This is a genomic window from Pseudomonas sp. GW823-FHT02C05, assembly GCF_058797595.1.
The window spans coordinates 585,526-611,204 of the sequence record NZ_JBXAJU010000002.1; the positions used below are offsets into that span (position 1 = coordinate 585,526).

A 25,679-nucleotide genomic window follows, 5' to 3' on the forward strand; every position below is an offset into this window, starting at 1 on the left:
CTATCTGGTTTCAGCGACGGATACGGGCTTGAAGGAAGGACTGCACGTCGGCCACGGGCAGTGCTTGCGCCTCGGCTTCGGTACGGCTCTTGTATTCCAGGTTGCCTTCGGCGAGGCCGCGGTCGCTGACCACGATCCGGTGAGGAATGCCGATCAGCTCCATGTCCGCGAACTTGATGCCCGGGCTGGTCTTCTTGTCACGATCGTCCAGCAGCACTTCGAAGCCGGCAGCGGTGAGTTCCGCGTAGAGCTTGTCGGTGGCTTCGCGAACCTGCTCGGTTTCGTAGCGCAGTGGCACCAGGGCAATCTGGAACGGCGCCAGGGTGTCGCTCCAGATGATGCCGTTGGCATCGTTGTTCTGCTCGATGGCAGCAGCCACCACACGGGATACGCCAATGCCGTAGCAACCCATTTCCAGGGTCACCGGCTTGCCGTTTTCGCCCAGCACTTCGCACTTCATCGCCTTGCTGTACTTGTTGCCCAGCTGGAAGATGTGCCCGACTTCGATGCCGCGCTTGATTTCCAGGGTGCCCTGGCCGTCCGGGCTCGGGTCGCCGGCCACCACGTTACGCAGGTCGGCCACGGTCGGAACCGGAAGATCGCGTTCCCAGTTGACGCCGAAGTAGTGCTTGTCGTCGATGTTCGCACCGATACCGAAGTCGCTCATCAGCTCGACCGAGCGGTCGATGATGATCGGCAGCGGCAGGTTCAGCGGGCCGAGGGAACCGGCGCCGGCGCCAATGGCGTCACGCAGTTCGGCATCGGACGCCATGACCAGCGGGCTGCCAACGCCAGGCTGGTTGGCGGCCTTGATTTCGTTGAGTTCGTGGTCGCCACGGATGATCAGGGCAATCAGCTTGCCTGGCTCTTCGGCGTGGACGATCAGGGTCTTGATGGTCTTTTCAATCGGCAGATTGAATTTTTCCACCAGCGCGGCAATGGTCTTGGTGTCTGGCGTATCGACCAGGCGCAGTTCTTCGGCTGGCGCTGGGCGCGAGGTTTCGCGAGGCACGGCCTCGGCTTTCTCGATGTTCGCCGCGTAGTCGGAGCCGTTGCTGAAGACGATATCGTCTTCACCGGATTCGGCCAGCACGTGGAATTCGTGGGAGCCGGCGCCGCCGATGGAGCCGTTGTCCGCTTCAACCGGGCGGAACTTCAGGCCCAGGCGGGTGAAGACATTGCAATAAGCCTGGTGCATGCGGTCGTAGGTGACCTGCAAGGACGCCTGGTCGGCGTGGAAGGAGTAGGCGTCCTTCATGATGAACTCGCGGCCGCGCATCAGACCGAAGCGTGGGCGGATTTCATCGCGGAATTTGGTCTGGATCTGGTACAGGTTCAGCGGCAGCTGCTTGTAGCTGCTCAGCTCGTTGCGAGCCAGATCGGTGATCACTTCTTCGTGGGTCGGGCCGGCGCAGAAATCGCGACCGTGACGGTCTTTGAAGCGCAGCAGCTCCGGGCCGTATTCTTCCCAGCGACCGGATTCCTGCCACAGCTCAGCCGGCTGAGTGCTCGGCATCAACACTTCAAGCGCGCCCGCGGCGTTCATTTCTTCGCGAACGATGGCTTCAACCTTGCGCATCACCCGCAAGCCCATCGGCAGCCAGGTGTACAGGCCGGAAGCCAGTTTACGGATCATGCCGGCGCGCAGCATCAGCTGATGGCTGATCACGACCGCGTCGGAAGGCGTTTCTTTCTGTGTGGCGAGCAAATATTGACTGGTGCGCATGGTAGGCCGTTGTCGGTTGCTGAAGACTGGAAGTGACGGAGCATTGTACGGGCGAGTTCCGCTGGCGTACAGGATTGCGCTCGGAGGGGCCGGGGGCTACTGCGAAAAGTGCGCAACCCCCGGGATTTTCTAGGATTCTTCGCCGACTGCGGTGCTGTTGGCGGAGCTTTCGGGCTCGGGTTTCGGCCCGGCGCGGCGGCTCTCCTGGAACCAGTGAATGGCGATCAGGATCAGTGTCGGCACCCCGAGGATCGCGGTGATGAGAAAGAAGTCGTGATAGCCGAACTTTTCCACCATGACCCCGGAATAGCCGCCGATCAGGCGCGGCAGCAGCAGCATGATGGAACTGAGCAGGGCGTACTGGGTGGCGGAGAACTTGAGGTTGGTCAGGCTCGACAGGTAGGCGACGAAGGCTGAAGTGGCCATGCCTGAACTGAAGTTGTCCAGGGAAATGGTGACGATCAGCATCTTCAGGTTGGGGCCCATGTCGGCAAGCATGAGGAACAGCAGGTTGGTCCCGGCCGATGCAGCGCCGCCGATGAACAGGATCGGCAGGATGCCGAACCGCACGATCAGCAGGCCGCCCATGCCGGCGCCGAGCAGGGTCATGATCAGCCCGAAGATCTTGCTGACCCCGGCGATCTGGTCTTTGGTGAAACCCTGGTCGATGTAGAACACGTTGGCCATGACGCCCATGACCGTGTCCGACATGCGATAGGTGGCAATCAGCCCCAATAGCAGAAAGGCTTGCCAGCGATAGCGCAGGATGAAGTCGTTGACCGGCGTCAGCACCGGCGCCAGGCCCCGGCGGCCCATGGCCGAGAGGCACAGGGTGCTGAGGGTGATGTAGAGGATGGCCCGCAGGAAGGCGCGGTCTTCCAGCAGCAGGTCCAGCAGGCTGACGCCGTCGAAGATCACGCTGGCGAAGTCGGTGTTGTACAGCTGGGTAAAGGTGGCGGGGACGGAAACCAGTAGCACGATCAGCACGAATACCGAGATCAACTGGTGAGCGAAGCTGTAGCGCCCGGCGGACAGTTGGGTGCGCAGCGGCACCGCGGGTTCACGCATCAGCAAGGTGGTGATCAGGGCCGGGATCATCAGGACCCCGAACAGCACGTAGGTGCCGGTCCAGGCCGAGTGCTTGTAGCTGAAACCGGTGGAGCCGAAGCCTTCGGCGAAAAACAGTGCGCCGGCAGTGGCCAGCAGCACGGCAACCCGATAGCCGGACATGTAACTGGCGGCAAGGGCGGCCTGGCGGCTGTCGTCGGCGATTTCCAGGCGGTAGGCGTCGATGGCGATGTCCTGGGTGGCCGAGGCGAATGCCACGATCACCGCAATGGCAATCAGCCAGGAAAGGTGCTTTTGCGGGTCGCAGAAACCCATGCCGATCAGGCCGAGAATCACCAGGGTCTGCGCCAGCACCAGCCAGGAGCGACGTCGACCGAGCTTGCCCAGGAGGGGCAGGCGCCATTGGTCGAGCAAGGGCGACCATACCCACTTGAAGGCATAGGCCAGGCCGATCAGGCTGGCGTAACCGATGGTTTCACGGGCCACACCGGCCTCGCGCAACCACACCGAAAGAGTCGAGAACACCAGCATGTAAGGCATGCCGGCGGCGAAACCAAGCAGCAACAGCACGAGCGTCGAGGGGCTGGCATAGGCGGCAAGTGCGGCGCGCCAGGTTTTACGGGGCATGGGCTGAAGTCTGCCTCAGATTACGGAAACAAAGCGCGCACTCTAACCGCTGTGCTCCACCGGGCGCCAGCCATGGCGCTGAATATCCACGCGATTGTTCAGGATAGAGACACCTTCGCCACGCAGTCTGGCCCGCTGCTCGTCGCCCGAGGGACTGCCGGCCGGCAAGCTCAGGCGACCACCGGCGCCGAGCACTCGATGCCAGGGCAGGCTGGTGTCAGGGGGCAACTGGCTGAGGGTGCGCCCGACCCAGCGTGCCGCCCGCCCCAGGCCTGCCATCTCCGCCAGTTGGCCGTAGCTCACCACCCTGCCTTCGGGGACCTGGGCCAGGGTCAGGTACAGCGCCGTACGTCGGATCTGTGCAGGGCTTTGCGGCTCTTCGCTGTGTTCGGTCACATTCGCGGTTCCAGATAATAGAGGAGGGACGCTGGTCGGCTGTGGTGATCAAAGCCGGATGAGTATTGAACTCACTCTCAATACCCGGGTCAGTCCTGACTAAGGCTTGTTCAGCAGGAATAATGCCGTTTTTTTTCGCAAGATCGAGTCCTCTATTGCTTATGTTGCCTAGAACTTTGCTGTGTTTCGCGGTGCTCAGCGCCTCCATGCCTGTATTGGCCGATACCGTGTGGTTGAAGAACGGTGATCGCCTGAGTGGCAAGATCAAGGTGTTCGACGGCGGCAAGCTGTTGATCCAGACCGACTATGGCGGCGCCATCAATATTGACTGGAAGCAGGTCAAGACTCTGGAGAGCGACCAGGAGCTGCTGGTCAAGCAGGATGCCTACACCGGGGAGAAGGCCAAGTCGCTGCAGGCGGCGGACGAAGGCAAGGTGATCCTGGCCAACGGCGAGGCGCCCAAGACGGTGGAGCTGGCGAGCATCCAGCAGATCATGAAGCCCAAGCCGCTGGTGGAGGACATGGTCTGGAAAGGCAACGTCGATGTGGCCATGGACTACAAGCGCGCCGAAAAGAACACCGATGACTACGACATCGACTTCAAGACCTCGGCGCGTCACGGGGCCTGGCGCCACAATGCCCAGGGCGAATACAACCGTGAGTTCCAGGATCATGTGGTGACTACGGACAATTGGAGCGCCGAGTACGCTCTGGACCGTTTCATCACGGAAAAGTGGTTCTGGGAAGGGCGCCTGACCTACAAGCGGGACAAGGTCGAGGACCTGGCGCGGCAGCGGGTGGTGGGTACCGGCCCCGGCTACCAGTTCTGGGATGATGAGCTGGGTGCGTTCTCCCTGGGCTCGCTGCTCAACCGTACCGATTACGAGTACGCCGATGGCGGCAAGGACAACTTCTATTCCCTGGCGATGAAGTGGGACTACAACCGTTACCTGATCGGCAAGCGGGTGGAGTTCTTCACCAATGGCGAGGTGGGGCGGCCGCTTTCGGGGGTGGCCGACTATGCACTGGATGCCGAGATGGGGCTGCGCTACAAGGTCACCGACTGGGCTTCGTTGAACCTCAAGGCGGAAAAAGACCTGATCCGCGGTACCGAAGACAGCGATCTGGACAAGACCCGCTACACCGTGGGCTTTGGCGTGACCTGGTAACCCGGGACGCATGGGCGTCTTTTCAACGAGGGCGCCGACAAAAGTGACGGGCACAAAAAAGCCCCGCTGTTGAGGGCGGGGCTTTTTTACTGGATCAGTACAAGTTAGATAACTTGAACTTCTTCAGCTTGCATGCCTTTCTGACCGCGGGTAGCGATGAAAGAAACCTGTTGGCCTTCTTTCAGGCTTTTGAAGCCGTCGGATTGGATAGCTTTGAAGTGTACGAACAGGTCGTCACCGGATTGTGGAGTGATGAAGCCGAAGCCTTTTTCATCGTTGAACCACTTAACGGTACCGGTTTGGCGATTAGACATGGTGTATCTCCTTGGACAAAGTTAACTGCGACTCAGGAAAAGCCCTGGCCGAGACTGAGTGCAAAGAGCAGGAAAAATTCTTGGAGATGGTTGGATCGAAATTCAACATCGTGTAGAGATTCTCAGTGACACAAGCAGCACAGTGGCGCCACCTTAACCCTTTTTCCTGAACGTGCCAATGGTCAGTGCGAAGGTTTCTCGGTTTTCGTGACTGACGGCGGGGCGCTCGTCGCCCAGCCCTTGAAAATCGTGGCGTGAGGCGAGAAAAACGTCCCAGACTTTGAACCCGACCTCGCGCCCCGGTAAGATGCCAGACCGTTTTTTTTCACCTCGCTATTTCAGGACACCCGCCATGAGCATCAAATCGGACAAGTGGATTCGCCGCATGGCGCAAGAGCACGGCATGATCGAGCCCTTCGTAGAGCGCCAGATGCGTGGCGAAGGCCAGGATCGGCTGATCTCCTTCGGGGTGTCGAGCTACGGCTACGACGTGCGTTGCGCCGACGAATTCAAGGTGTTCACCAACATCAATTCGGCCACTGTCGATCCGAAGAACTTCGATGAAAAGAGCTTCGTCGACATCAAGAGCGACGTCTGCATCATTCCGCCGAACTCCTTTGCCCTGGCACGCACCGTCGAGTACTTCCGCATTCCGCGCAACGTGCTGACCATCTGCCTGGGCAAGAGCACCTATGCCCGTTGCGGCATCATCGTCAACGTGACCCCGCTGGAACCCGAGTGGGAAGGCCACGTGACCCTGGAATTCTCCAACACCACCACCTTGCCGGCGAAGATCTACGCCAACGAAGGCGTGGCGCAGATGCTGTTCCTGGAGTCGGACGAAGAGTGCGAAGTGTCCTACAAGGACCGTGGCGGCAAATACCAGGGCCAGCGCGGCGTGACCCTGCCACGCACCTGAGCTCGTCTGTCTGACGAATAGCGGGAATTCCTGAGCCGGCAGGCACTCTATTGAAGGTACTGCCGGTACGCGCAAGGCGTACCCGGCACAGCTCAGGAGTGCCCTCATGAAGATAGATCCGCGAATCAGTGCCACCTTGGCCAGGCTGGAACCCAATCAGGTTGGCGTACTGGCCTGGACCCTGCTGGCGCATCCTCCCGTCAGCATGGCCGGTGGCATTCCCGGCCAGCCGGATCCCGATTCCCCGCAACCCCTTGAACCCACCGAGCCGGGCGAACCGACTCTGCCCGACGAGCCGCCTCCCGCGCCTGTCGCCTGAAGCCCGTACCGCGCCCGCCCGGCCCAGAGCCTGAACGGGCGCGGTACCGCTGTTACTTCAGGTTGCCGCTGAGAAACTGCTGCAAGCGCTCGCTTTTCGGGTTGCCCAGCACGTCCTCCGGAGCACCCTCTTCTTCCACCAGGCCCTTGTGCAGGAACAGCACCTGGCTGGACACCTTGCGCGCAAAACTCATCTCGTGGGTGACCATGATCATGGTCCGGCCCTCTTCGGCCAGGCCTTGGATCACCTTGAGTACCTCGCCTACCAGCTCCGGGTCCAGGGCCGAGGTGGGTTCGTCGAACAGCATGACCTCCGGCTCCATGGCCAGGGCCCGGGCGATGGCCACCCGTTGCTGCTGGCCGCCGGATAGAAACGCCGGGTACTGGCTGGCCACCCGTGCCGGCAGGCCGACCTTGTCCAGGTAACGCCGGGCGCGTTCCTCGGCCTCCCTGGTGCTGACCCCCAGCACCCGGCGGGGGGCCATGGTGATGTTTTCGAGCACGGTCATGTGGCTCCACAGGTTGAAGTGCTGGAACACCATCGCCAGGCGGGTGCGAATCCGCTGCAGCTCGGCCGGGTCGGCCACGTGCATGCCGTGGCGGTCGCTGACCATGCGGATCTGCTGGCCATCCAGGCTCATGGCGCCGTCATCCGGGGTTTCGAGAAAGTTGATGCAGCGCAGGAAGGTGCTCTTGCCCGAGCCGCTGGCGCCGATCAGGCTGATCACGTCGCCGGTCCTGGCCTTGAGGGAAACACCTTTGAGCACTTCATTGTCGCCATAGCATTTATGCAGGCCTTCAACGGTCAATTTGTACATGGGGGCGTGCATCCTCAAGGCGAAAGTAGGTAACCGCTGCGATAGGCCTCGCGACCGGCGACATGGGCGATCACCATGCCTGCGGTGGCCATGCGTCGCAGCGAGCGGGCGTACATGAGCCCGGCGTTGTTGCAATGGATGGGGGTGACCCGGTCGTGGATCGGGTCGATGATTTCGGCCACCAGTTGCCCGGCCTCCAGGTATTCCCCCGGCAGGGCGTTGAACACCAGCAGCCCGCCTACCGGGGTCGCCACCGGTTCGACGCCGGCCAGGGGCGTGGCCGGGAAGGGCAGTTCGGGCAGTGGCGGCGCTTCACCGGCGATGGCCCCAAGCCGGGTCAGGTAGTCGATCAGGGCCTGGCAGTCGAGGCTGGCCAGGCCGTGGTTGACGTCGCCCTGGCCGCGCAGCTCGACGGTCACCGCAAAGCTGCCTGTCGGGATGGCGAAACGCTCGCCGAAGCGCTGTTGCAGTTGCCACCACAGCAGGCTGAAGCATTCGTCGAACGACCAGGCCGCGGAGTCGGTGGCCAGCAGGCAGGCTTCGGCGCCCAGGTAGCGAGCCAGCGGCTCCACCCGGGGCCAGGCTTCGGGGGTGGTGTAGAGATGCGCCACAGCCTCGAAGTCGCAATGCAGGTCCAGCACCATGTCGGCATCGCAGGCCAGCCGTTGCAGGGTCAACTGCAGGGACTGCAGTTGGGTTTGCGGCCGCTGGCGCGCCAGGGCATCGATCAGGTGACGGCGGATCAGTTCAAGGTTGTGTTCAGGGTCGGCATTGAGCAGCCCTTCGATGGCATCGCCGACTTGTTCGCCCAGGTCGGCGAAGCCGCGGTTGAAGTTCTGCCCGCTTTCCAGCTGGTAGCGGCCCAGGGGCACATCCATCAGCACCTGTTCCAGGCCCACCGGATTGGCCACCGGCACCAGGACGATTTCCTGGCGCAGGCGACCGGCGGCTTCCAGCTCGGCCAGGTGTTGCTTGAGGTGCCAGGCCACCAGCATGCCGGGCAACTCGTCGGCGTGCAGGGAGGACTGGATATAGACCTTGCCGGCGGCCTGGGGCGGGCCGAAGTGAAAGCTGTGGACCTGACGCGCGGTGCCCGGCAGCGGGGCGAGCAGGTCGTGGATCTCGTGGCGCATTGACGGTTTTCCTGCAGCAAGTCCTAGTGGGTCGGCCCGAGGAAAGCCAGCCAGCGGCGTTCGGCGAGGCGGAACAGGCCCACCAGGGCGAAGGTCACGCACAGGTAGATGATGGCGGCGATGCCGAACGACTGAAATGTCAGGAAGGTCGCCGAGTTGGCGTCGCGGGCGATTTTCAGAATGTCGGGAATGGTCGCGGTGAAGGCCACGGTGGTGGAGTGCAGCATCAGGATCACTTCGTTGCTGTAGTAGGGCAGCGAGCGGCGCAGGGCCGAGGGCATGATCACATAGGCGTACAGCTTCCAGCCGCTCAGGCCATAGGCCTTGGCCGCTTCGACTTCGCCGTGGGCCATGCTGCGGATCGCCCCGGCGAAGATCTCCGTGGTGTAGGCGCAGGTGTTCAGGGCGAAGGCAAGGATGGTGCAGTTCATTGCATCGCGAAAGAACGCATCCAGGACTGGCTGTGCGCGAATCGCGGCGATGCTGTAGATCCCGGTGTAGCAGATCAGCAACTGGATATAGAGCGGTGTGCCACGAAACAGGTAGGTGTAGAACTGCACCGGCCAGCGGATGTAGCGCTTGGGCGAGACCCGGGCGATGGACAGCGGGATCGACACCAAAAAGCCGATGCAGATCGAGGCACTGAGCAGCCACATGGTCATGGCCAGGCCGGTCACGTGGTAGCCATCGCTATAAAGGAAGGGACGCCAGTATTCCTGCAGGAGTTCGATCATCGCACGGCCTCCCGGGCGCCGGCGGCGTAGCGCCGTTCAAGCCTGCGCAGGACAAAGTTGGAGGCACTGGTGATCAACAGGTAGATCAGCGCCGCCAGAACCAGGAAGTAGAAGAGTTGGTAGGTGCTCTTGCCGGCGTCCTGGGCAGCCTTGACCAGGTCGGCCAGGCCAATGATCGACACCAGGGCCGTGGCCTTGAGCATCACCATCCAGTTGTTGCCGATGCCTGGCAGGGCAAAGCGCATCATTTGCGGAAAGACCACGAAGCGAAAGCGCTGGCCGCGTTTCAGGCCATAGGCGGTGGCCGCTTCCACCTGGCCCCGGGGCACGGCAAGGATCGCCCCGCGAAAGGTTTCGGTGAAGTAGGCGCCATAGATGAAACCCAGGGTGATCACCCCGGCGCTGAAGGGGTTGATCTCGATGTAGTCCCACTCCATGAAATCGGTAAAGGAGGTCAACCAGGTTTGCAGGCTGTAGAAAATCAGCAGCATCAGGACCAGGTCCGGCACGCCGCGGATCAGGGTGGTGTAGAGCTGGGCCGGAACCCGCAGCAGGGCAACGCTGGACAATTTGGCGCTGGCGCCGATCAGGCCCAGCAAAACGCTGACCAGCAGCGACAACACCGACAACTTGATGGTCATCCAGGTACCTTCCAGCAGCAGAGGGCCGAAACCCTTCAGGCTGAGCGCGGAAAGCCCCAGGTTTTTTAGAAGTTCTTCGAGCATCGATCTGTGACCCGTAGCGATAAAAAAGGCGCCCATCGAGGATGGGCGCCGACAGGTTATTTACCGCTGTAGAGGTTCAGGTCACCGAAGTGTTTTTTCTGGATGGTGGCGTAGGTGCCATCATCGTGTAACGCTTTGATACCTTTATCCAGAAGCGCTTTCAGTTCTTTGTTACCTTTCGAGATACCCACCGCGGTCTTGGCCGGCAGCAGCGGGTCGTCCACCGGCTTGCTGATCTCATAGTCAGCGCCTTGCGGTGACTTGAGGAAGCCCAGTTCGGCCTGCAGCATGTCCTGGATCGAGGCATCGAGGCGCCCGGAAGTCAGGTCGGCATAGACCTGGTCCTGGTTCTGATAGGCCTGGGTCTTGACCCCGGCCTTGTCCAGCACGGCCTTGGCGTAGGCTTCCTGAATGGTGCCCTGCTCGTAGCCGACGGTCTTGCCCTTGAGCGAGGCGGTGTCTTCGCTCAGGCCCGAGCCTTTCTTGAACACGAATGCGGTGGGGCCGGAAAACAGTTCGTTGGAGAAGTCGATGACTTTCTCGCGAGCCGGGGTGACGGTCATGGACGAGATCACACCGTCGAATTTATTGGCCTTGAGGCCTGGAATCATGCCGTCGAAGTCACTTTCGACCCACTTGCACTTGACCTTCAGCTCGGCACAGATGGCATTGCCCAGGTCGATGTCGAAACCCACCAGGCTGCCGTCGGCGGCCTTGGATTCGAAGGGGGCGTAGGAAGGGTCGACGCCGAAGCGCAGTTCCTTGTATTCCTTGGCCAGCGCGGAGCCGGCGGCCATGCAGAGAGCCAATGCAGAAAGGGTCAGCAATGCTTTTTTCATTATTCAATCCCTAAGAACCAATATGAGCGCTTGTGGCGCATGAGTACTGTTACTGGACCGCATAAGACTTAATGAAAGTAGCAATTTCCGAACCAGAGTCCCGAACAGGTGTTTTAAAAGCGCTGGAAAGCAGCGACACGAGGGAACCCGTGCGCCGAGATGGGGCGTGATTTTTGGCAGGCGCCAATAAGGTGCGAAGGGGTGGGCAATCTACGATGGGCGAACTGACAGGGCTGCCAGTGCCAAGCGCGGTTGAGGGCGCCGGTGAGCTGTTCGTTTTGGAGCAGGCCCGCTTGCACAGGACGTGCAAGCGGGTGGGGGAAGGTTACTTGCCTGGAACCAGGGTCAGGCGGGTCTTGCCGTAGCTGCGCTCGAAGTTCTGCGGTTGCATCGGCAGGCTCAGGTACTGGGCCTTGAGCCAGCCGTCGATGCCGTTGGCATAGTTGGGGCTCACCGGGTTGCCGGACTGGCCGCTGCTGTTGAGGCCCATCAAGGGTTCGCTGAGGCCGAAATCCACGATCAAGCGCAGGGGCGGTGTATCGGTGATGGCAAAATCCTGCCCCCAACGGTACGCGGCGCTGTTGATGGTGTTGTGGTCGCCCCCGGCCTGAAGCGGACCACGGATCTGCCGGCCATTGGCGTTGGTCCACTGGTAGCTGTGCAGCTTGCCCCATTGCCAGGCCTTGCGGTCGGCGCCCAGCAGTTGCTCGCCGGAGCTGATGGCGGCTGCCAGGCTGCGGGCGAGGATGGCTGGCTTGTCTTCCTTTTGCGCGGTGCGCGAATCGTCCCAGAACGGGCTGTCTTCCTGGCCCAGCAGGTGGTCGGCCTGGGCCGAGTAGGAAAGGTTGCCGTTGGCGACGAAGGCTTGCCAGGCGTCACTGGACTCGGGGCCGAGCTTGTCGAGGAAGATCTGCTTGGCGCTCTCCTGCAGGAACAATTCGTACAACGCCGCGTCGGCCGAGCCGGCGCTGACCTTGCCGTCGAACGCGAGCAAGCGGCTATAGGCTTCCCTGGCCTTGGCGCGTTCGGTATCGGGCAAGGCCTCGATGGCCTGCTTCAGCGGCTGGGCCATGCCCGGAGCTTCGAACATCTTTTTCAGTTTGGCGGCGAACAGGGTGCTTTGATCGTACTGCAGGGCGATCAGGCTGCGGTTGTCCTGCTTGCCGCTGGAGGCCAGACCGGCCATGCGCTCGGCCCGTTCCGGGGCGTGCCAGGAATTGGACAGCTGCATGCCGTAGCCCCGCGAGATCACTCGCTGGTTGGCGGTAGCGATCCAGCCCTGGGGCGGGTCCTGGTCGTAGGGGTGGAGCATCGGGTCGGCGTAGCCGTCCCAGTCGTAACGGCCATCCCAACCCGGTGAAGGCAGCAAGCCTTCGCCTTCGCGGCGGTTGGGGAAGCGCCCGGTGACTTGCCAGCCGATGTTGCTGGCGTCGGCAAACACCATGTTCAGGGCGATGGCGCGGATTTCCCGACTGGCATCCGAGGCCTTCTCGACGTTCTGCGCCCGGGACAGGTCGAAGAAGGCGTCCAGGGTCTTGTCGTCCTTGAGCTCCGGCGTCTGCAGGGCCAGGCCGAAACCGTTACCGAGCGCTGCCCCCAGCGCGCTGTTGAGCAGCGGGCCATGGCGGGTTTCGTACACGGCTTCGCGAATCGGCCGTTGGCCTTTGACGAAGTAGGTTTCGTTGCGCACGGTCACCGGCTGCCATTTGCCGTTGTTCTGGTAGTACAGGGCGTTGCCCTGGCGCTTGAGCTTTTCCAGGAACAGGTCCTGGTTGTCTCCCTCCACCGAGCTCATGCTCCAGGCTACCTTGCCGTTGAAGCCCTGGAGAATCGCCGGCAGGCCAGCGATGGAAGCGCCAGCGGCCTGGTATTTCGGCGCGCGGATCTGGGCGTAGTACCAGGCTTGCAGGTGGCTGTCGGCGGCCAGCAGGCTGCGGCCGGTGCGGCTGCGCTGTGGGGCGATGGCCAGGTTGCTGCCACCGCGGGTGCCCAGGCTGTTGAGCTGGGCCAGACGGTTGATGGCGCGGCTGACTTCGTTCAGGCCCGGCACAGTGAGATTCAGGCCCTTGAGCTTGTCCGCTTCGGCCAGGGGCAGGGGTTCATCGGGATAGCTCGGAGTCAGCCACGGTAGTTTGTCGCTGCCGACTTTCTGCGCCAGCACCAGGGCGTTGATCTCTTCTTGCAGGTTGGCGGACTGGCCGAAGTTCAGCAGGCAGAAGATCAGCGCCGAATCCTCGGCTTTCCAGTATTCGGGGGTGTAGCCCTGGGCTGCCAGGTCCGGCGGCAGCTTGTCGCGATAGCGGAACAGGTAGGCGTTGACGCCCCGGGCATAGACCTCGAAGAAGCGCTTGATCCGTGGCGACGAAGCCTTGTACAGCTCATCGGCGCTTTTCTTCAGGTTGATCGCGCGCATCAGGCGGTCCACTTCCAGTGCGTCGGCACCGGACATTTCGGCCAGGCGGCCTTGTGCCAGCAGGCGCAGGGTCACCATCTGGCCAATGCGGTCGCTGGCGTGCACATAGCCCAGGGTGAACAGGGCGTCATGGAAGCTGCTGCTTTCGATCAGCGGTACGCCGACCGCGTTGCGCCGCACGGAAACGTTCTGTGCCAGGCCCTTGAGCGGTTGCACGCCAGAGGTGGGGGGCAGGGTGTCTTGAGTATTCCAGGACTGGCAACCGGCCAGGCTCAGAGCACTGGCCACTGCCGCGGCAACGCCGAACCGGGGAAGAAAATGTGAGAAGGCTGGCGAGGCCATGGCAAAGCTCCTGCGGGGGGTAGCGTCGATAAAGGCGCTACGTTAGTGAGCAGGCGAGTGCCGCGCAAGCGGGGGCAGGAGGTATTTCTCGACGACGCTGCAAATAGCGATCGCCGGCGCGTCAGCGCCTGGCAAAACCCGTAGGAGCCGGCTTGCCGGCGAAGAGGCCTTCTGGCCTTGGCTGGCCCTTGCGGGCACCGTGACTGGCAAGCCAGCTCCTGCAGGCACAAGGTTCATGAGGCGGGATTGACCTGCTCTACCAGGGCATAGGCCCGCTCGGTAGCCGGTCGGGCCTGGATGCTGTTGAACCAGCGCTGCAGATTTGGGAAGTCCTCGAGTTTCTGGCTCTGCTTCTTATAGGAAGCGATCCAGGGATAGATCGCCATGTCGGCAATGCTGTAGTCGCTGCCGGCGACAAACTTGCGGTCCGCCAGGCGCCGATCGAGCACGCCGTACAGGCGCGCGGTTTCATCCACATAACGTTTGATGGCGTAGGGGATCTTTTCCGGGGCGAACTGGCTGAAGTGATGATTTTGCCCAGCCATCGGCCCCAGCCCGCCCATCTGCCAGAACAGCCATTGCAGGGCTTCCTGGCGCCCGCGCAGGTCCTGGGGCAGGAACTGGCCGGTCTTTTCCGCGAGGTACAACAGGATCGCCCCGGACTCGAACAGCGACAGTGGCTGGCCGCCATCGGCGGGTTGGTGGTCAACGATCGCCGGAATGCGGTTGTTGGGCGCGATCTTCAGGAATTCGGGCTTGAATTGCTCACCCAGGCCGATGTTCACCGGGTACAGGGTGTAGGGCAGGCCGGCTTCTTCCAGGAACAGGGAGATCTTGTGGCCGTTGGGGGTGGTCCAGTAATACAGGTCGATCATGGAACGCTCCAATTGGGATGTATCTGTGCTTAAGGACAGCAAACTCCGGCATTAGGTCGTCCTGTCTGCATTCGATGGCTTGCCTGAACAGCTAAGTGATGCTCAAGTGCGGCAAATTCAATGACCTCGACAGAGAAAAACATGCCCCTTCCGGCCAGCACCGCACTGATGCTCATCGACCAGCAGCAAGGCATCCTCCAGCCTCGGCTTGGCCCGCGCAACAACCCCGAGGCGCAGGTGCGGATGCTCGAACTGCTGGCCCACTGGCGCGCCCACGGCTGGCCGGTGATCCATGTGCAACACCTGTCGCGTTCGCCGGATTCGGTGTTCTGGCCCGGGCAGTCGGGGGGGAGTTTCAACCGTGCTTTGAGCCCCGGGACGGGGAATGGCGGGTTCAGAAGCAGGTGCCGGATGCGTTTTGCGCCAATTCGCTGGAAGCGGATTTGCGGCGCGAGGGGATTGCCGGGTTGGTGATTGTCGGTGTTGCCACCAACAACTCTGTGGAGTCGACGGCGCGTACGGCTGGCAACCTGGGCTTTGCCGTGTGGGTGGTGGCCGACGCCTGCTACACCTTCGACAAGCCCGACTTCAACGGTCGGGCCCGTAGTGCCGAGGAGGTGCATGCCATGTCGCTGGCCAATCTGGATGGCGAGTACGCCACCGTCCTGGACCTGTCGCAGTTGCTGGCCCAGGAGGCCGGGCGCAGCTGAAGGCGCAAGTGCTCAGGCAGGCCCCGCCCGCGCTCAGGTCAGGCGCCGTGGCACTTCTTGAATTTCTTGCTGCTGCCGCATGGGCAAGGGTCGTTGCGGCCAACGTCTTTCAGTGCGTTGCGTACCGGCTCCTGGTGGGCGTGGTTGCAGTGCGGGCCGTGAACATGGCCATGGTCGTGATCGTGATCGTGATGGTCATGATCGTGGTTGCAGTCAGGGCCATGGACATGAGGTTGCTGGGTCATTGCGGGTTACTCCGGGATAAAATCGCCGGGAATTATCACGCCATTGCGCTTCAGGTGCACGTCCTGGCCGATGAATAATCCGATTTCCAGTTCCCCTTCGAGGCGGTAGGGGATAGGTCGCTCGGGCTTGCGCAGCAATTTCACCACATCGCGGATCTGCGGCCACAGGTTGGTCCGCACCGGCACCTTGAAGAAGCGGCTGCTGTGGGGCGTGACGGTGAACCAGTGTTCGTGCTCGCCTTCGCTGAGCAGGAAGCGCTCCAGGTAGACCTTGTAGGTCAGGCGACGCACGGTCAGGTCGCTGTCGTTGGGGTTATCCACCCGCAGGTGCAGGGTGAAGCGTTGTTCCAGCAGGTTGGCCTTGACCACCTCGACCTTGACCAGATGCACCGTCGGGTCGACGGACTCATCGCTGAACCAGGAGGCACAACCCGTCAGGCTCAGCGCGCCGAGCAGGCACAAGGTTCGTAACGCACGCAGCTCACCGATCATTGCAAGACTCCCTCTGGATGCCGGTGCCCATCCTGGGCCCGGGTTGGTAGCGGCCGGTCGCGGCTCAGCGGCTGAAATAGCTGGCGCAGCACTTCTTGAACTTGTGCCCGCTGCCACAGGGGCAGGCGTCGTTGCGGCCGGATTTGAGGGGAACCGTGGGGTCGATGAAATACCAGCGTCCCTGGTTCTGCACGAAGGATGAGCGTTCGCGGTGGCTATGCTCGCCCTGGCTGTCGTGCCAGCGGGCAGTAAAGGTGACAAAGGCATGCTCGGGCTGGCCGCCGAAGACTTCCGAGCTTTCGACCTGCAACCCCAGCCAGGTGCTTTGGGCGCTCCAGTCGCTGATGGACTGGCGATCCAGGCCCGCCTGTTGCGCCGGCAGGGTGGTGGCCAGCAGGTAATCCACCTGCCCCAGCACATAGGCGCTGTAGCGCGAACGCATCAGGGCTTCCGCGCAGGGCGCCGGATGACCGGCATGGTAGTGGCCGCAGCAGGCATCCAGCAGGTTGCCGCTGCCGCAGGGACAAATCGAGGCACTCATTGTGTTACCACCAATACTTTCCAAAGTTTTCCGGGTTTGCCCAGAAGCGTGAATTGAGCCAATCGGGCACTTGCTTGTATTCAAGCAGATCGTAGGTGAACAGGGTCAGGACCTGTTCATCGCGCTGAAAGCGTTCGCTGGCCTGCAACGCCAGGGAATAGAAGTCGGTTTCCTGCCAGCCGCAGGCCTGCAGATCGGCCAGTACGGCGATCCGGCTGGCATTGAGGTTGCGGATGCCTCCCAGCAGGTTCAGGCCGTCGCGCTTGGGCAAGTGCTCCAGGCAATCCACGGCCAGGGCCAGGTCGAAGCGCCGCGCTGCCAGTTCCGCAGGCAGAGGGCCGGGTGCCGCCTGGGCCACTTGGGTCGTGGGGTGGGCCTCCTTGAAGGCAGCCAGGGCGGGGAAGTCGCTGGCACCGATCAGCAGCAGCTGTTGTGGTGCGTAGCGATCCAGCAAAGCCGCCAGGGCCTGCTGCGGGGTACGGTTGGAAATGCCGACGCTCATCTTAGCTCCTCGGTCAGAACGCTAAAGACTAGCGTGCCGGCATCTGCGGGCCTAGAGCGGTTCACCACTAAATCGGCGAACCTCCCGTGTTTACGGGGCGAAACCGGTGATAGCCAGGTGCTGGCGCAGATGAAATGCGCGGTCTTTACTCCGTGAATCGGCCTTGAGCCGATCCCTCAGGAGAAATCAGATGAGCATCATTCGGACGGCAGTACCTCTGGTTCTGTTAACCAGTGTGTTGACTGGTTGTGCAGGTTTGCAGAAAACCGACTGGCCGATCTGCGCCGCGGTAGGTGGCGTCACGGGCGCGGCGCTGGGCGCCACCGAAAGCTCCTCGTGGGCGGGCGGCGGCGCACTGGTGGTCGGTGGCCTGGCGGGTGCGTACTGCTGGGTAAAAGGTGATGGCGACGAGGACGGCGATGGCGTGCCGGACAGCCGCGACAAGTGCCCCCACACACCCAGAGGCGTCCAGGTCGATGCCAACGGCTGCCCACCGCCGCCACCGGTGGTAGAAGAGGTGGTAGTGGTCAAGGAAGAAACCATTGTCATTCGTGATGTGCACTTCCATTTCGACTCGGCCAAGCTGACCGATGCCGACAAAACCAAGCTCAACACCATCGTCACCCGACTGAAACAGGAGGCGTCGAGTGCCCAACTGCGAGTGACCGGCCATACCGACAGCGTCGGCAGCGATGCCTACAACCAGAAACTCTCGGACAAGCGTGCCCACTCGGTCGTGGAGTACCTGATCAGCAACGGCATTCCCCGCAGCAGTTTCGTCTCGGTAACCGGCGCCGGTGAAAGCAAGCCAGTGGCGGATAACAAGACCGCCGAAGGCCGGGCGATGAACCGTCGTACGGAAATCCAGATCAACCGCTGAAACCCCAGGGCCTGTGCGGCGACGAGCCGCACGTGGCCGCCTCTGCTCCTGTGCCAGGACCATGCTGATGGCGCAGGAGCCTTTGATCCCGGTGCCTTCTCGGCGATGGGCTCAGCCTGTCTGTAACGGGCGATCCTCGTCGATCCGGTGGCTAAACAGCCACTTCGTGAAGAATTTTCATTCCCCTCTGGCTTACCCCCGGGATAAGTCGTTACTGTGCGCGCAAAGAATAATTCACGAGGGGAGCGTATGAAGGTTTTATGGGGGCTGGGGAAGTTTCTGACCTTGGTTTTCTGGTTGGTGGTGCTGATCAACCTGGCCAGGCCGTTGATCAACCCGCTGCATCTTCTAGTGAATCTGGCGGGCAGCCTGTTGCTGCTGACCCATTTGCTGGAACTGCTGCTGTTCAACGGCAGCCTCAAGGATCGGCCACATCCCTGGCGTGACCGGCTGTACATCCTGCTGGTGGGGATCTTCCACCTGCAGACTCTTCCTGCTCCTGTCGTTGTCGAGGCCGACCATGCGTAAGCTCTGCCTGCTGGCTCTTTTCTGCAGCCCCCTGGCCATGGCCCAGGTGGTCAAGGTCGAAACCAACTCCCTGATGCGTCTGCCCAATACCGCTAGCACTCTGCAACTGGAGCGGCTGGAAGTGGCGGACTATGGCACCTTGCTGATCCCGGCCAATGTCACCGAACTCAAGGTGGACGAACTGCGGCTGGGGCATGAGGCGCGGATCGCCATCGTCCCTACCGAACAGAGCCTGCACTTGACTGTCCGCCGTGCGGAGCTGGAAGCGGGCAGCCAGATCACTTCCCGAGGCGCGCCGGGTACCTACCTGAAGGCCGCCAAGCCGGGGCGCAACCTGAACCTGCGCATCGAGTCGTTGCAGGCCGAGACGCTGTCCGTGGACGCCCGGGGTGGTGCCGGTGCGCCGGGTTATGTCGGTCTGGATGGCGCCAATGGCCAGGAACCGGGCTGCACCTGGGGCAGCGCGGGGCGTGGGGCTGACGGTGACAATGGCGGCGATGGCCGTCCTGGTGCGGCAGGCGCCCAGGTCCGGGTGGAACTGCCGCGGGACTTCCCCAGCGAGCAGATCAAGGTCTGGGTCGATGGTGGCGCAGGCGGGCTGGCCGGTGCCGGTGGCAAGCCGGGTGCGGGCGGCAAGTCCAAGGGGTGCCTGGTGTACCGCACCGACGGTGGCAAGAGCGGACGGCCCGGCGCCCAGGGGCAGCCAGGCCCGGCCGGCGAGCCTGGCGCGCTGACGGTGCAGCGCCTGTAAGCCGTAACGTTTGCGTTGAACCTTGCCCGGCCGCCCGCTTCTGTAGCGGGCGGCCTGTTTTTAGAAGGTCGGCCGGGCCGCCGCCAGGGCGACCAGCACCAGGCCGATGATCAGGTTGCTGCCCACCAGCCGGCGGATCTTGCCCAGCGCCGCGGTGCCAGCGGGCCAATCCTCGGCCGCTACTGCCTTGCGCAGCTCCGGCAACTGCAGGGACTGGATGCGGATGAACAGGGCGGTCATCACCAGGTACAGGCCCATCATGATCTGCACATACTTGGGCGCGGTTTCAAAGCCGCTGAAGCGCAAATGCAGCAGGCCGATACCGCTGATCGGCAACAGCACCACGGCGATCCACACCCAGACGAAAAAACGCGGAAACACTTGCGCCCACAACTTCAGCCGCGCCGGCCCCTCCAGGGCCACCATAGCCGCCGGGCGCAGGACCATCCAGGCGAAGAACATGCCGCCGACCCAGACCAGGGCGGCCAGGACATGCAGGGTGTAGGCAAGGGCGAAAGGGGTCATTCGGGTACTCCGTTCTGCGCGGGATGAATTAGCGGGGTATGATAGCGGCCGATTCGAACCACTGAAAATTTATCCAGCGTTTTGTGCGCCCGAAAAACCATGATCAGCAACGAACTCAAAACCACGATCCAGGGCGCCTACTCGCGTTTTCTCGAAGCCAAGAGCCTCAAGCCGCGTTACGGCCAGCGCCTGATGATCGCCGAAGTGGCCAAGGTCCTGGGTGATATCGACACCGACGACGAAGGCCGGCGCAGTGGCGACCCGGCGGTGGTCGCCGTGGAAGCCGGCACCGGTACCGGCAAGACCGTGGCCTACAGCCTGGCGGCAATTCCCACGGCCAAGGCCGCCGGCAAGCGCCTGGTGATCGCTACCGCCACCGTCGCCCTGCAGGAGCAGATCGTCTACAAGGACCTGCCCGACCTGATGCGCAACAGCGGGCTGAACTTCAGCTTCTCCCTGGCCAAGGGCCGCGGTCGCTACATGTGCCTGTCCAAGCTCGACATGCTGCTCCAGGAAGGCCACGCCCAGACCGCCACGGCCCAGCTGTTCGAGGAAGAAGGCTTCAAGATCGAAGTGGATGAAGCCAGCCAGAAGCTGTTCACCAGCATGATCGAAAAACTCGCCGGCAATAAATGGGACGGCGACCGCGACAGCTGGCCCACTGCCCTGGAAGACGCCGACTGGGCGCGCCTGACCACCGACCACAGCCAGTGCACCAACCGCCATTGCCCGAACTTCGGCCAGTGCGCCTTCTACAAGGCTCGTGAAGGCATGGGCAAGGTCGATGTGATTGTCACCAACCACGACATGGTCCTGGCCGACCTGGCACTGGGCGGCGGCGCCGTGCTGCCGGACCCGCGCGACACTCTCTATGTGTTCGACGAAGGTCACCACCTGCCGGACAAGGCCATTGGCCACTTCGCCCATTACACCCGCCTGCGCTCCACTGCCGACTGGCTGGAGCAGACCGCCAAGAACCTCACCAAGCTGCTGGCCCAGCACCCGTTGCCGGGTGATCTGGGGCGCCTGATCGAGCAGGTGCCGGAGCTGGCGCGGGAGATCAAGACCCAGCAGCAGTTCATGTTCACCGCCTGCGAGCAGATCGCCGATTTCCGCACTGGCGAAGACATGGAAGGCCGCGAGCGGCCACGCCACCGTTTTGTCGGCGGGCTGATCCCCGAGCATATGCGCGAGATGGGCCTTGAGTTGAAAAAGGGCTTTTCCCGTCTCACCGACCTGTTCACCCGCCTGACCGAGTTGCTCAAGGAAGGCATGGATGGCGAGGTCAACATCGGTATCGCCAGCAACCAGGCCGAAGAGTGGTACCCGCTGTTCGGCAGCCTGCTGGCCCGTGCCTCGGGCAACTGGGAACTGTGGACCGCGTTCACCGTCGAGGACCCGGAAGACAATCCGCCCATGGCCCGCTGGCTGACCCTGGCCGAAAGCGGCTCGCTGTTCGACATCGAGGTCAACGCCAGCCCGATCCTCGCTGCGGAAATGCTCCGACGCAATCTGTGGAACGTGGCCTACGGTGCCCTGGTGACGTCGGCGACCCTGACTGCCCTGGGCACTTTCGACCGTTTCCGCATGCGTGCCGGCCTGCCGAAAAAGGCCGTGACCGCCGTGGTGCCGAGCCCTTTCCACCATGCCGATGCCGGGGTGCTGCGGGTGCCCGACCTGCGGGCCGACCCGCGGGACGCGCCAGCGCATACCGCGGCGATCATTCGCGACCTGCCGGAACTGGTGGAGGGCTCGCGAGGCACCCTGGTGCTGTTCTCCTCGCGCAAGCAGATGCAGGACGTGTTCGACGGCCTGGACCGGGACTGGCGCAAGCAGGTGTTCATCCAGGGCAACCTGTCCAAGCAGGAAACCCTGAACAAGCACAAGGCGCGGGTCGACGGTGGCGATTCCAGCGTGCTGTTCGGCCTGGCGAGTTTCGCCGAAGGGGTGGACTTGCCCGGGGCCTACTGCGAACACGTGGTGATCGCCAAGATCCCGTTCTCGGTGCCGGATGACCCGGTGGAGGCGGCGCTGGCGGAGTGGATCGAAGCCCGTGGTGGCAACCCGTTCATGGAAATCTCGGTACCGGATGCATCCCTCAAGCTGGTCCAGGCCTGCGGTCGCCTGCTGCGCACCGAACAGGACCGCGGCACCATCACTCTGCTGGACCGCCGTCTGGTCACCCAGCGCTATGGCAAGGCTATCCTCAATGCCTTGCCGCCGTTTCGCCGAGAAATATCTTAAGCACGGCCCGCATATTTGCGTGCCGTGCTGTCTATTTCATGTCACCGCTTCAGCACCGGCCGTTCATCGGTCTTTAGGGAGAGCCAGGTTCATATGATTCGCCGTTCGTTGCCCGCTGTATTTGCCCTGTTGTTTGCCGCGCCCGTCTGGGCGGCCCCTGCCGGACAACAGACGCTGTTCAACTTTGTCCGACCTGCTGCTGTGGTGCAGGTGGCGACACAGGATGCCAGCCTGCCGCAATCCAACGCAGAGCAAACGGCCGAAGGCGAAGTGCTGCGGCGCATCATCTTCAACCCCACGAGCCGGCCGAGCCTGAGCCTGGCGCCCCAGAGCGGGGCCTGGGACTGGTCGCAGTCGGGAATGATGAGCCTGCGTATCCAGAGCGCGATGAACTGGGCCCTGACCCTCTACGTGACCATCCAGAGCAATGACGGCAAGACCCTGGTCAGCCGCGTCGACCTGCCGGCCGGCCCGGCGCAGACCCTGCTGGTGCCGCTGGTGGCCAGCAGTCCGCTGAGCCAGGGCATGAAGGCCGCGCCACCGATGCCGATGACCCTGGACGGCCAGCGCATCCTGCTGGCCAGCAGTGAAGGGCAACTGGACCGCAGCCAGGTGGTGTCGGTGACCTTGTCCATGGACAACCCCAAGGCGGCCCAGAGCATTCTGCTGGAGCGTTTCGGCGTGCAGGACGGCGAGGGGGTGATCAAGGCGGTCTACGGTTCCCTGGTGGATGCCTACGGTCAATCGACCCGGGCCCGCTGGCCGGAAAAGATCACCAGTGACGATCAGCTCAAGGCGGCCGACGCCAAGGAGCAACAACAGCTCCAGGGCTGGCTGGAGGAGCGCGAGAAGGCTTCGCTGGACAGCTACGGTGGCTGGAACAAGGGGCCGAGCTTCAAGGCCAGCGGTTTCTTTCGCACGGAAAAACGAGATGGCCGCTGGTTCCTCGTGACCCCGCTGGGGCATCCGTTCTACTCCCTGGGGGTCAATACAGTGGCGCCCGACAATAACCAGACCTATGTCGCGGGCCGGGAATGGATGTTCGGTGCCTTGCCCAAGGATGACGAACCCCTGGCAGCCTTTTACGGTGAAGGCGACAACCGTGGCGGCAACGGCGCCGACCAGGGCCGCGGCTATGGTTCAGGGCGCTGGTATGACTTCTATCAGGCCAACCTGCAACGGACCTACGGCAAGCCCTGCACCGCGGACAGTGCCACTGCGCAGCAGGCGCCGGCCGACACCTCGCCGCCGCCCCAGGCAACTCCTTGCGTGGCACCGGCCTTCGACCAGAAACGCTGGGTTGGCCACACCCTGGATCGCTTGCAGGCCTGGGGCTTCAATACCATCGGCAACTGGAGCGCTCCGGCCCTGGGGCTGGCCGACCGGGTGCCTTACACCTTGGCGCTGTCGATCGTGGGTGATTACGCCAGCATCAGTACCGGCAGTGACTGGTGGGGCGGCATGCCGGATCCTTTCGACCCGCGCTTTGCCATGGCCACCGAACGTGCCGTGGCCATTGCCGCCCGCGACCATCGGGACGACCCCTGGCTGATTGGCTACTTTGCCGACAACGAATTGGCCTGGGCTGGCCCCGGCGACGATGCCAAATCCCGCTATGCCCTGGCCTACGGCACCCTGCGCCTGACCACCGACGTACCGGCCAAGCGCGCGTTTCTCAAGCAACTGCGGGACAAGTACCGCAACCAGGCCGGGCTGTCGAAAGCCTGGGGCATCGACCTGCCGGCCTGGGAGTTGATGGAAGACCCGGGCTTCGTGCCGCCGTTGCCGAGCCCGGAGCACCCGGAGATCGAGGCCGACTTCAAGTATTTCCAGAAGGTCTTCGCCGATACCTACTTCAAGACCATCTCCGACTCGCTGAAATGGCACGCCCCCAACCACCTGCTGCTGGGCGGGCGTTTTGCCGTGAGCAACCCTGAGGCCGTGGCTTCCTGCGCCCAGTACTGCGATGTCTTGAGCTTCAACATGTACACCCTCAAGCCCCAGGACGGTCAGGACTTTGCCTACCTGCGCAGCCTCGACAAGCCGGTACTGGTAACCGAGTTCAACTTCGGTTCCCGGGATCGCGGTCCGTTCTGGGGCGGTGTGACCGAGCTGGCCCGGGAAGAGGACCGTGGCCCGGCCTATGCCAACTTCCTCAAGCAGGCGGTCAGCGAGCCGTCGATTGTCGGCGTGCACTGGTTCCAGTACCTGGACCAGCCGGTGACCGGGCGCCTGCTGGACGGTGAAAACGGCCATTTCGGCCTGGTGGGCATCACCGATGTGCCATTCCAGGGCTTTGTCGACAGCGTGCGCAAGAGCAACCTGCAAGCCATTGACCAGTTGGGCAAGGCTGCAGAGCAGGCTCGGGTCGAGGCGGAACAGGCCGTGGCTGGCGAGCATGGGGGCGATGGCGCTGACAAGAGCCACACCGGCAAGGGCCCGGGTGGGCACGCCGGTGGCCATTCCGGCAATGGTCATTGACCTTCACAAGGCCTGAGCGGCGTTCCAGGAAAAAACGGGCAGCCCTCTGAAACGAGGGTTTGCCGCTGATGACCGGCAGCTCGCCGGCTGTTCCCAAATGGCTTCGGGGCTGGAACAATGCGCGCCACGTTGTCGAGCATTGTTGCAGGGGGAGCCAGGGGTGCAGATTCAAGGTCATTACGAGCTTAAATTCGAAGCGGTACGCGAGGCGTTCGCCGCCCTGTTCGAGGACTCCCAGGAGCGCGGCGCGGCGCTGTGCATCCAGGTCGGCGGGGAAACCGTCATCGACCTGTGGGCCGGTACCGCAGACAAGGACGGCGCCGAGGCCTGGCACAGCGATACCATCGCCAACCTGTTCTCCTGCACCAAGACCTTTACTGCGGTCACCGCGCTGCAGTTGGTGGCCGAGGGCAAGCTCAAGCTGGATGCACCCGTGGCCGACTACTGGCCGGAATTCGCCGCGGCGGGCAAGGCAGCCATTACTTTGCGCCAGTTGCTCTGCCATCAGGCCGGCCTGCCGGCAGTGCGCGAGCTGTTGCCCGCGCAAGCCCTTTACGAATGGCAGACCATGGTCGATGCCCTGGCCGCCGAGCAGCCCTGGTGGACGCCCGGTGAGGGGCACGGCTACGCAGCCATCACCTATGGCTGGCTGGTGGGCGAGTTGATCCGGCGTGCCGATGGGCGCGGGCCGGGGGAGTCCATCGTGGCCCGGGTCGCCAGGCCTTTGGGGCTGGACTTCCATGTCGGCCTGGCCGATGAGGAGTTCTACCGCGTGGCGCATATCGCCCGTGGCAAGGGCAATATGGGCGATGCTGCGGCCCAGCGCCTGCTGCAAGTCACCATGCGCGAACCCGATGCGATGAGTACTCGGGCGTTTACCAATCCACCGTCTATCCTGACCAGCACCAATAAACCCGAGTGGCGGCGCATGCAGCAGCCGGCGGCCAACGGCCACGGCAATGCCCGCAGCCTCGCCGGGTTCTACAGCGGCCTGCTGGACGGCAGTTTGCTGGAAGCCGACATGCTCGAAGAGCTGACTCGGGAACACAGCCTGGGCATGGACAAGACGTTGCTGACCCAGACCCGCTTCGGCCTGGGTTGCATGCTCGACCAGCCCCAGGTAGCCAATGCCACCTTTGGCCTGGGCGCGCGGGCGTTCGGGCATCCGGGGGCAGGGGGCTCCATCGGTTTTGCTGACCCGGAGCATGATGTGGCGTTCGGTTTTGTGACAAATACCCTGGGGCCCTATGTGTTGATGGACCCTCGGGCACAGAAGCTGGTGCGGGTTTTGTCGGATTGTCTGTAAAAAGGTTGCTGTTAAGAACTTTTTTGCTTAAACATGCTTGGAAAGCTGCAGGATGGAA

General features: G+C 62.8%; 25 protein-coding genes and 1 pseudogene. 10 read left to right on the plus strand and 16 right to left on the minus strand.

Going from position 1 to position 25,679, the window contains the following annotated elements; all coding sequences use genetic code 11:
- Nucleotides 1-10: 10 nt before the first annotated feature.
- The 3 genes from AC1RGE_RS13675 to AC1RGE_RS13685 form a co-directional block, all read right to left on the minus strand.
- A complete protein-coding gene (locus AC1RGE_RS13675; RefSeq protein WP_492584467.1) occupies nucleotides 11-1,726 on the minus strand; it encodes a proline--tRNA ligase in 1,716 nt (571 codons plus the stop codon).
- A gap of 129 nt (nucleotides 1,727-1,855) precedes the next feature.
- Complete coding sequence (locus AC1RGE_RS13680; protein ID WP_011059601.1) at nucleotides 1,856-3,421, minus strand: AmpG family muropeptide MFS transporter; 1,566 nt, start codon at nucleotides 3,419-3,421, stop codon at nucleotides 1,856-1,858.
- A 42-nt stretch (nucleotides 3,422-3,463) separates the two neighbouring features.
- Nucleotides 3,464-3,817, minus strand: a complete 354-nt coding sequence (locus AC1RGE_RS13685) for an MGMT family protein (RefSeq protein ID WP_011059602.1) — start codon at nucleotides 3,815-3,817, stop codon at nucleotides 3,464-3,466.
- Between the two features lie 161 nt (nucleotides 3,818-3,978).
- Here AC1RGE_RS13685 and AC1RGE_RS13690 point away from each other — a divergent pair, with 161 nt between their 5' ends.
- Nucleotides 3,979-4,986 (plus strand): DUF481 domain-containing protein, encoded by a 1,008-nt coding sequence (locus AC1RGE_RS13690; protein ID WP_026020131.1) that lies wholly within the window; start codon nucleotides 3,979-3,981, stop codon nucleotides 4,984-4,986.
- A gap of 104 nt (nucleotides 4,987-5,090) precedes the next feature.
- Here the strand turns inward: AC1RGE_RS13690 and AC1RGE_RS13695 are convergent, their stop codons facing one another.
- On the minus strand, nucleotides 5,091-5,300 hold the full coding sequence (locus tag AC1RGE_RS13695) for a cold-shock protein (protein WP_002554837.1): 210 nt from the start codon (nucleotides 5,298-5,300) through the stop codon (nucleotides 5,091-5,093).
- Nucleotides 5,301-5,652: 352 nt separating this feature from the next.
- Between AC1RGE_RS13695 and dcd the strand changes: the two genes are divergently transcribed.
- Nucleotides 5,653-6,219, plus strand: a complete 567-nt coding sequence (gene dcd / locus AC1RGE_RS13700) for a dCTP deaminase (RefSeq protein WP_011059604.1) — start codon at nucleotides 5,653-5,655, stop codon at nucleotides 6,217-6,219.
- A gap of 106 nt (nucleotides 6,220-6,325) precedes the next feature.
- Nucleotides 6,326-6,538, plus strand: coding sequence for a hypothetical protein (locus AC1RGE_RS13705; RefSeq protein WP_011059605.1), 213 nt, complete (start codon nucleotides 6,326-6,328; stop codon nucleotides 6,536-6,538).
- A gap of 52 nt (nucleotides 6,539-6,590) precedes the next feature.
- Here the strand turns inward: AC1RGE_RS13705 and AC1RGE_RS13710 are convergent, their stop codons facing one another.
- The 7 genes from AC1RGE_RS13710 to AC1RGE_RS13740 form a co-directional block, all read right to left on the minus strand.
- Nucleotides 6,591-7,355, minus strand: a complete 765-nt coding sequence (locus tag AC1RGE_RS13710) for an ABC transporter ATP-binding protein (RefSeq protein ID WP_015634391.1) — start codon at nucleotides 7,353-7,355, stop codon at nucleotides 6,591-6,593.
- 14 nt (nucleotides 7,356-7,369) lie between these two features.
- The gene (locus AC1RGE_RS13715; protein ID WP_011059607.1) at nucleotides 7,370-8,488 is read right to left on the minus strand and encodes a succinylglutamate desuccinylase/aspartoacylase family protein; all 1,119 of its coding nucleotides are present in this window, start codon (nucleotides 8,486-8,488) and stop codon (nucleotides 7,370-7,372) included.
- A 23-nt stretch (nucleotides 8,489-8,511) separates the two neighbouring features.
- The gene (locus tag AC1RGE_RS13720; protein WP_011059608.1) at nucleotides 8,512-9,222 is read right to left on the minus strand and encodes an ABC transporter permease; all 711 of its coding nucleotides are present in this window, start codon (nucleotides 9,220-9,222) and stop codon (nucleotides 8,512-8,514) included.
- Nucleotides 9,219-9,947: an ABC transporter permease gene (locus AC1RGE_RS13725; RefSeq protein WP_011059609.1), complete on the minus strand. Its 729-nt coding sequence runs from the start codon at nucleotides 9,945-9,947 to the stop codon at nucleotides 9,219-9,221. The genes AC1RGE_RS13720 and AC1RGE_RS13725 overlap by 4 nt, the downstream gene beginning before the upstream one ends.
- Before the next feature lie 56 nt (nucleotides 9,948-10,003).
- A complete protein-coding gene (locus AC1RGE_RS13730; RefSeq protein WP_011059610.1) occupies nucleotides 10,004-10,786 on the minus strand; it encodes a transporter substrate-binding domain-containing protein in 783 nt (260 codons plus the stop codon).
- A 325-nt stretch (nucleotides 10,787-11,111) separates the two neighbouring features.
- Nucleotides 11,112-13,541, minus strand: coding sequence for a penicillin acylase family protein (locus AC1RGE_RS13735; RefSeq protein ID WP_492584469.1), 2,430 nt, complete (start codon nucleotides 13,539-13,541; stop codon nucleotides 11,112-11,114).
- A gap of 233 nt (nucleotides 13,542-13,774) precedes the next feature.
- Entirely contained in the window at nucleotides 13,775-14,416 is a 642-nt protein-coding gene (locus AC1RGE_RS13740) for a glutathione binding-like protein (protein WP_011059612.1), read from the minus strand.
- A 141-nt stretch (nucleotides 14,417-14,557) separates the two neighbouring features.
- Here AC1RGE_RS13740 and AC1RGE_RS13745 point away from each other — a divergent pair.
- Nucleotides 14,558-15,126, plus strand: a pseudogene (locus tag AC1RGE_RS13745) (cysteine hydrolase family protein).
- A 38-nt stretch (nucleotides 15,127-15,164) separates the two neighbouring features.
- Here AC1RGE_RS13745 and AC1RGE_RS13750 read toward each other — a convergent pair.
- From AC1RGE_RS13750 to AC1RGE_RS13765, 4 genes are all read right to left on the minus strand, one after another.
- Entirely contained in the window at nucleotides 15,165-15,371 is a 207-nt protein-coding gene (locus AC1RGE_RS13750) for an SEC-C metal-binding domain-containing protein (RefSeq protein WP_016965285.1), read from the minus strand.
- Between the two features lie 6 nt (nucleotides 15,372-15,377).
- Nucleotides 15,378-15,863: an LEA/WHy family protein gene (locus AC1RGE_RS13755; protein WP_011059614.1), complete on the minus strand. Its 486-nt coding sequence runs from the start codon at nucleotides 15,861-15,863 to the stop codon at nucleotides 15,378-15,380.
- A 64-nt stretch (nucleotides 15,864-15,927) separates the two neighbouring features.
- A complete protein-coding gene (locus AC1RGE_RS13760) occupies nucleotides 15,928-16,404 on the minus strand; it encodes a YchJ family protein (RefSeq protein WP_011059615.1) in 477 nt (158 codons plus the stop codon).
- A gap of 4 nt (nucleotides 16,405-16,408) precedes the next feature.
- Nucleotides 16,409-16,906: a DUF6231 family protein gene (locus tag AC1RGE_RS13765; protein WP_492584471.1), complete on the minus strand. Its 498-nt coding sequence runs from the start codon at nucleotides 16,904-16,906 to the stop codon at nucleotides 16,409-16,411.
- 190 nt (nucleotides 16,907-17,096) lie between these two features.
- Here AC1RGE_RS13765 and AC1RGE_RS13770 point away from each other — a divergent pair, with 190 nt between their 5' ends.
- The 3 genes from AC1RGE_RS13770 to AC1RGE_RS13780 all read left to right on the plus strand — a co-directional run bounded on the left by AC1RGE_RS13770 (nucleotide 17,097) and on the right by AC1RGE_RS13780 (nucleotide 19,065).
- Nucleotides 17,097-17,786, plus strand: coding sequence for a PA1041 family peptidoglycan-binding anchor lipoprotein (locus tag AC1RGE_RS13770; protein WP_011059617.1), 690 nt, complete (start codon nucleotides 17,097-17,099; stop codon nucleotides 17,784-17,786).
- Nucleotides 17,787-18,035: 249 nt separating this feature from the next.
- A complete protein-coding gene (locus AC1RGE_RS13775; RefSeq protein ID WP_011059618.1) occupies nucleotides 18,036-18,314 on the plus strand; it encodes a DUF1145 domain-containing protein in 279 nt (92 codons plus the stop codon).
- On the plus strand, nucleotides 18,307-19,065 hold the full coding sequence (locus AC1RGE_RS13780; protein ID WP_026020132.1) for a hypothetical protein: 759 nt from the start codon (nucleotides 18,307-18,309) through the stop codon (nucleotides 19,063-19,065). The genes AC1RGE_RS13775 and AC1RGE_RS13780 overlap by 8 nt, the downstream gene beginning before the upstream one ends.
- A gap of 60 nt (nucleotides 19,066-19,125) precedes the next feature.
- Here the strand turns inward: AC1RGE_RS13780 and AC1RGE_RS13785 are convergent, their stop codons facing one another.
- Complete coding sequence (locus AC1RGE_RS13785) at nucleotides 19,126-19,590, minus strand: CopD family protein (RefSeq protein ID WP_492584473.1); 465 nt, start codon at nucleotides 19,588-19,590, stop codon at nucleotides 19,126-19,128.
- A gap of 99 nt (nucleotides 19,591-19,689) precedes the next feature.
- On the opposite strand from AC1RGE_RS13785, the gene dinG reads away from it, so the two are divergent.
- From dinG to AC1RGE_RS13800, 3 genes are all read left to right on the plus strand, one after another.
- A complete protein-coding gene (dinG, locus tag AC1RGE_RS13790; RefSeq protein ID WP_011059621.1) occupies nucleotides 19,690-21,834 on the plus strand; it encodes an ATP-dependent DNA helicase DinG in 2,145 nt (714 codons plus the stop codon).
- 93 nt (nucleotides 21,835-21,927) lie between these two features.
- Nucleotides 21,928-24,315, plus strand: a complete 2,388-nt coding sequence (locus tag AC1RGE_RS13795; protein ID WP_492584475.1) for a beta-galactosidase — start codon at nucleotides 21,928-21,930, stop codon at nucleotides 24,313-24,315.
- A 160-nt stretch (nucleotides 24,316-24,475) separates the two neighbouring features.
- Entirely contained in the window at nucleotides 24,476-25,621 is a 1,146-nt protein-coding gene (locus AC1RGE_RS13800; protein ID WP_011059623.1) for an EstA family serine hydrolase, read from the plus strand.
- Nucleotides 25,622-25,679 lie beyond the last annotated feature (58 nt).

What these genes read in the sequence shown, in the direction of transcription:
- dcd (WP_011059604.1), top strand. Translation starts at nt 5,653, where the DNA reads ATGAGCATCAAATCGGACAAGTGGATTCGCCGCATGGCGCAAGAGCAC.
- AC1RGE_RS13760 (WP_011059615.1), bottom strand. Translation starts at nt 16,404, where the DNA reads ATGAGTGCCTCGATTTGTCCCTGCGGCAGCGGCAACCTGCTGGATGCC.
- AC1RGE_RS13785 (WP_492584473.1), bottom strand. Translation starts at nt 19,590, where the DNA reads ATGACCCCTTTCGCCCTTGCCTACACCCTGCATGTCCTGGCCGCCCTG.
- AC1RGE_RS13680 (WP_011059601.1), bottom strand. Translation starts at nt 3,421, where the DNA reads ATGCCCCGTAAAACCTGGCGCGCCGCACTTGCCGCCTATGCCAGCCCC.
- AC1RGE_RS13735 (WP_492584469.1), bottom strand. Translation starts at nt 13,541, where the DNA reads ATGGCCTCGCCAGCCTTCTCACATTTTCTTCCCCGGTTCGGCGTTGCC.
- AC1RGE_RS13795 (WP_492584475.1), top strand. Translation starts at nt 21,928, where the DNA reads ATGATTCGCCGTTCGTTGCCCGCTGTATTTGCCCTGTTGTTTGCCGCG.
- AC1RGE_RS13720 (WP_011059608.1), bottom strand. Translation starts at nt 9,222, where the DNA reads ATGATCGAACTCCTGCAGGAATACTGGCGTCCCTTCCTTTATAGCGAT.
- AC1RGE_RS13695 (WP_002554837.1), bottom strand. Translation starts at nt 5,300, where the DNA reads ATGTCTAATCGCCAAACCGGTACCGTTAAGTGGTTCAACGATGAAAAA.
- AC1RGE_RS13675 (WP_492584467.1), bottom strand. Translation starts at nt 1,726, where the DNA reads ATGCGCACCAGTCAATATTTGCTCGCCACACAGAAAGAAACGCCTTCC.
- AC1RGE_RS13740 (WP_011059612.1), bottom strand. Translation starts at nt 14,416, where the DNA reads ATGATCGACCTGTATTACTGGACCACCCCCAACGGCCACAAGATCTCC.
- AC1RGE_RS13725 (WP_011059609.1), bottom strand. Translation starts at nt 9,947, where the DNA reads ATGCTCGAAGAACTTCTAAAAAACCTGGGGCTTTCCGCGCTCAGCCTG.
- AC1RGE_RS13780 (WP_026020132.1), top strand. Translation starts at nt 18,307, where the DNA reads ATGCGTAAGCTCTGCCTGCTGGCTCTTTTCTGCAGCCCCCTGGCCATG.
- AC1RGE_RS13750 (WP_016965285.1), bottom strand. Translation starts at nt 15,371, where the DNA reads ATGACCCAGCAACCTCATGTCCATGGCCCTGACTGCAACCACGATCAT.
- AC1RGE_RS13755 (WP_011059614.1), bottom strand. Translation starts at nt 15,863, where the DNA reads ATGATCGGTGAGCTGCGTGCGTTACGAACCTTGTGCCTGCTCGGCGCG.
- AC1RGE_RS13710 (WP_015634391.1), bottom strand. Translation starts at nt 7,355, where the DNA reads ATGTACAAATTGACCGTTGAAGGCCTGCATAAATGCTATGGCGACAAT.
- AC1RGE_RS13770 (WP_011059617.1), top strand. Translation starts at nt 17,097, where the DNA reads ATGAGCATCATTCGGACGGCAGTACCTCTGGTTCTGTTAACCAGTGTG.
- AC1RGE_RS13715 (WP_011059607.1), bottom strand. Translation starts at nt 8,488, where the DNA reads ATGCGCCACGAGATCCACGACCTGCTCGCCCCGCTGCCGGGCACCGCG.
- AC1RGE_RS13775 (WP_011059618.1), top strand. Translation starts at nt 18,036, where the DNA reads ATGAAGGTTTTATGGGGGCTGGGGAAGTTTCTGACCTTGGTTTTCTGG.
- AC1RGE_RS13730 (WP_011059610.1), bottom strand. Translation starts at nt 10,786, where the DNA reads ATGAAAAAAGCATTGCTGACCCTTTCTGCATTGGCTCTCTGCATGGCC.
- dinG (WP_011059621.1), top strand. Translation starts at nt 19,690, where the DNA reads ATGATCAGCAACGAACTCAAAACCACGATCCAGGGCGCCTACTCGCGT.
- AC1RGE_RS13690 (WP_026020131.1), top strand. Translation starts at nt 3,979, where the DNA reads ATGTTGCCTAGAACTTTGCTGTGTTTCGCGGTGCTCAGCGCCTCCATG.
- AC1RGE_RS13705 (WP_011059605.1), top strand. Translation starts at nt 6,326, where the DNA reads ATGAAGATAGATCCGCGAATCAGTGCCACCTTGGCCAGGCTGGAACCC.
- AC1RGE_RS13765 (WP_492584471.1), bottom strand. Translation starts at nt 16,906, where the DNA reads ATGAGCGTCGGCATTTCCAACCGTACCCCGCAGCAGGCCCTGGCGGCT.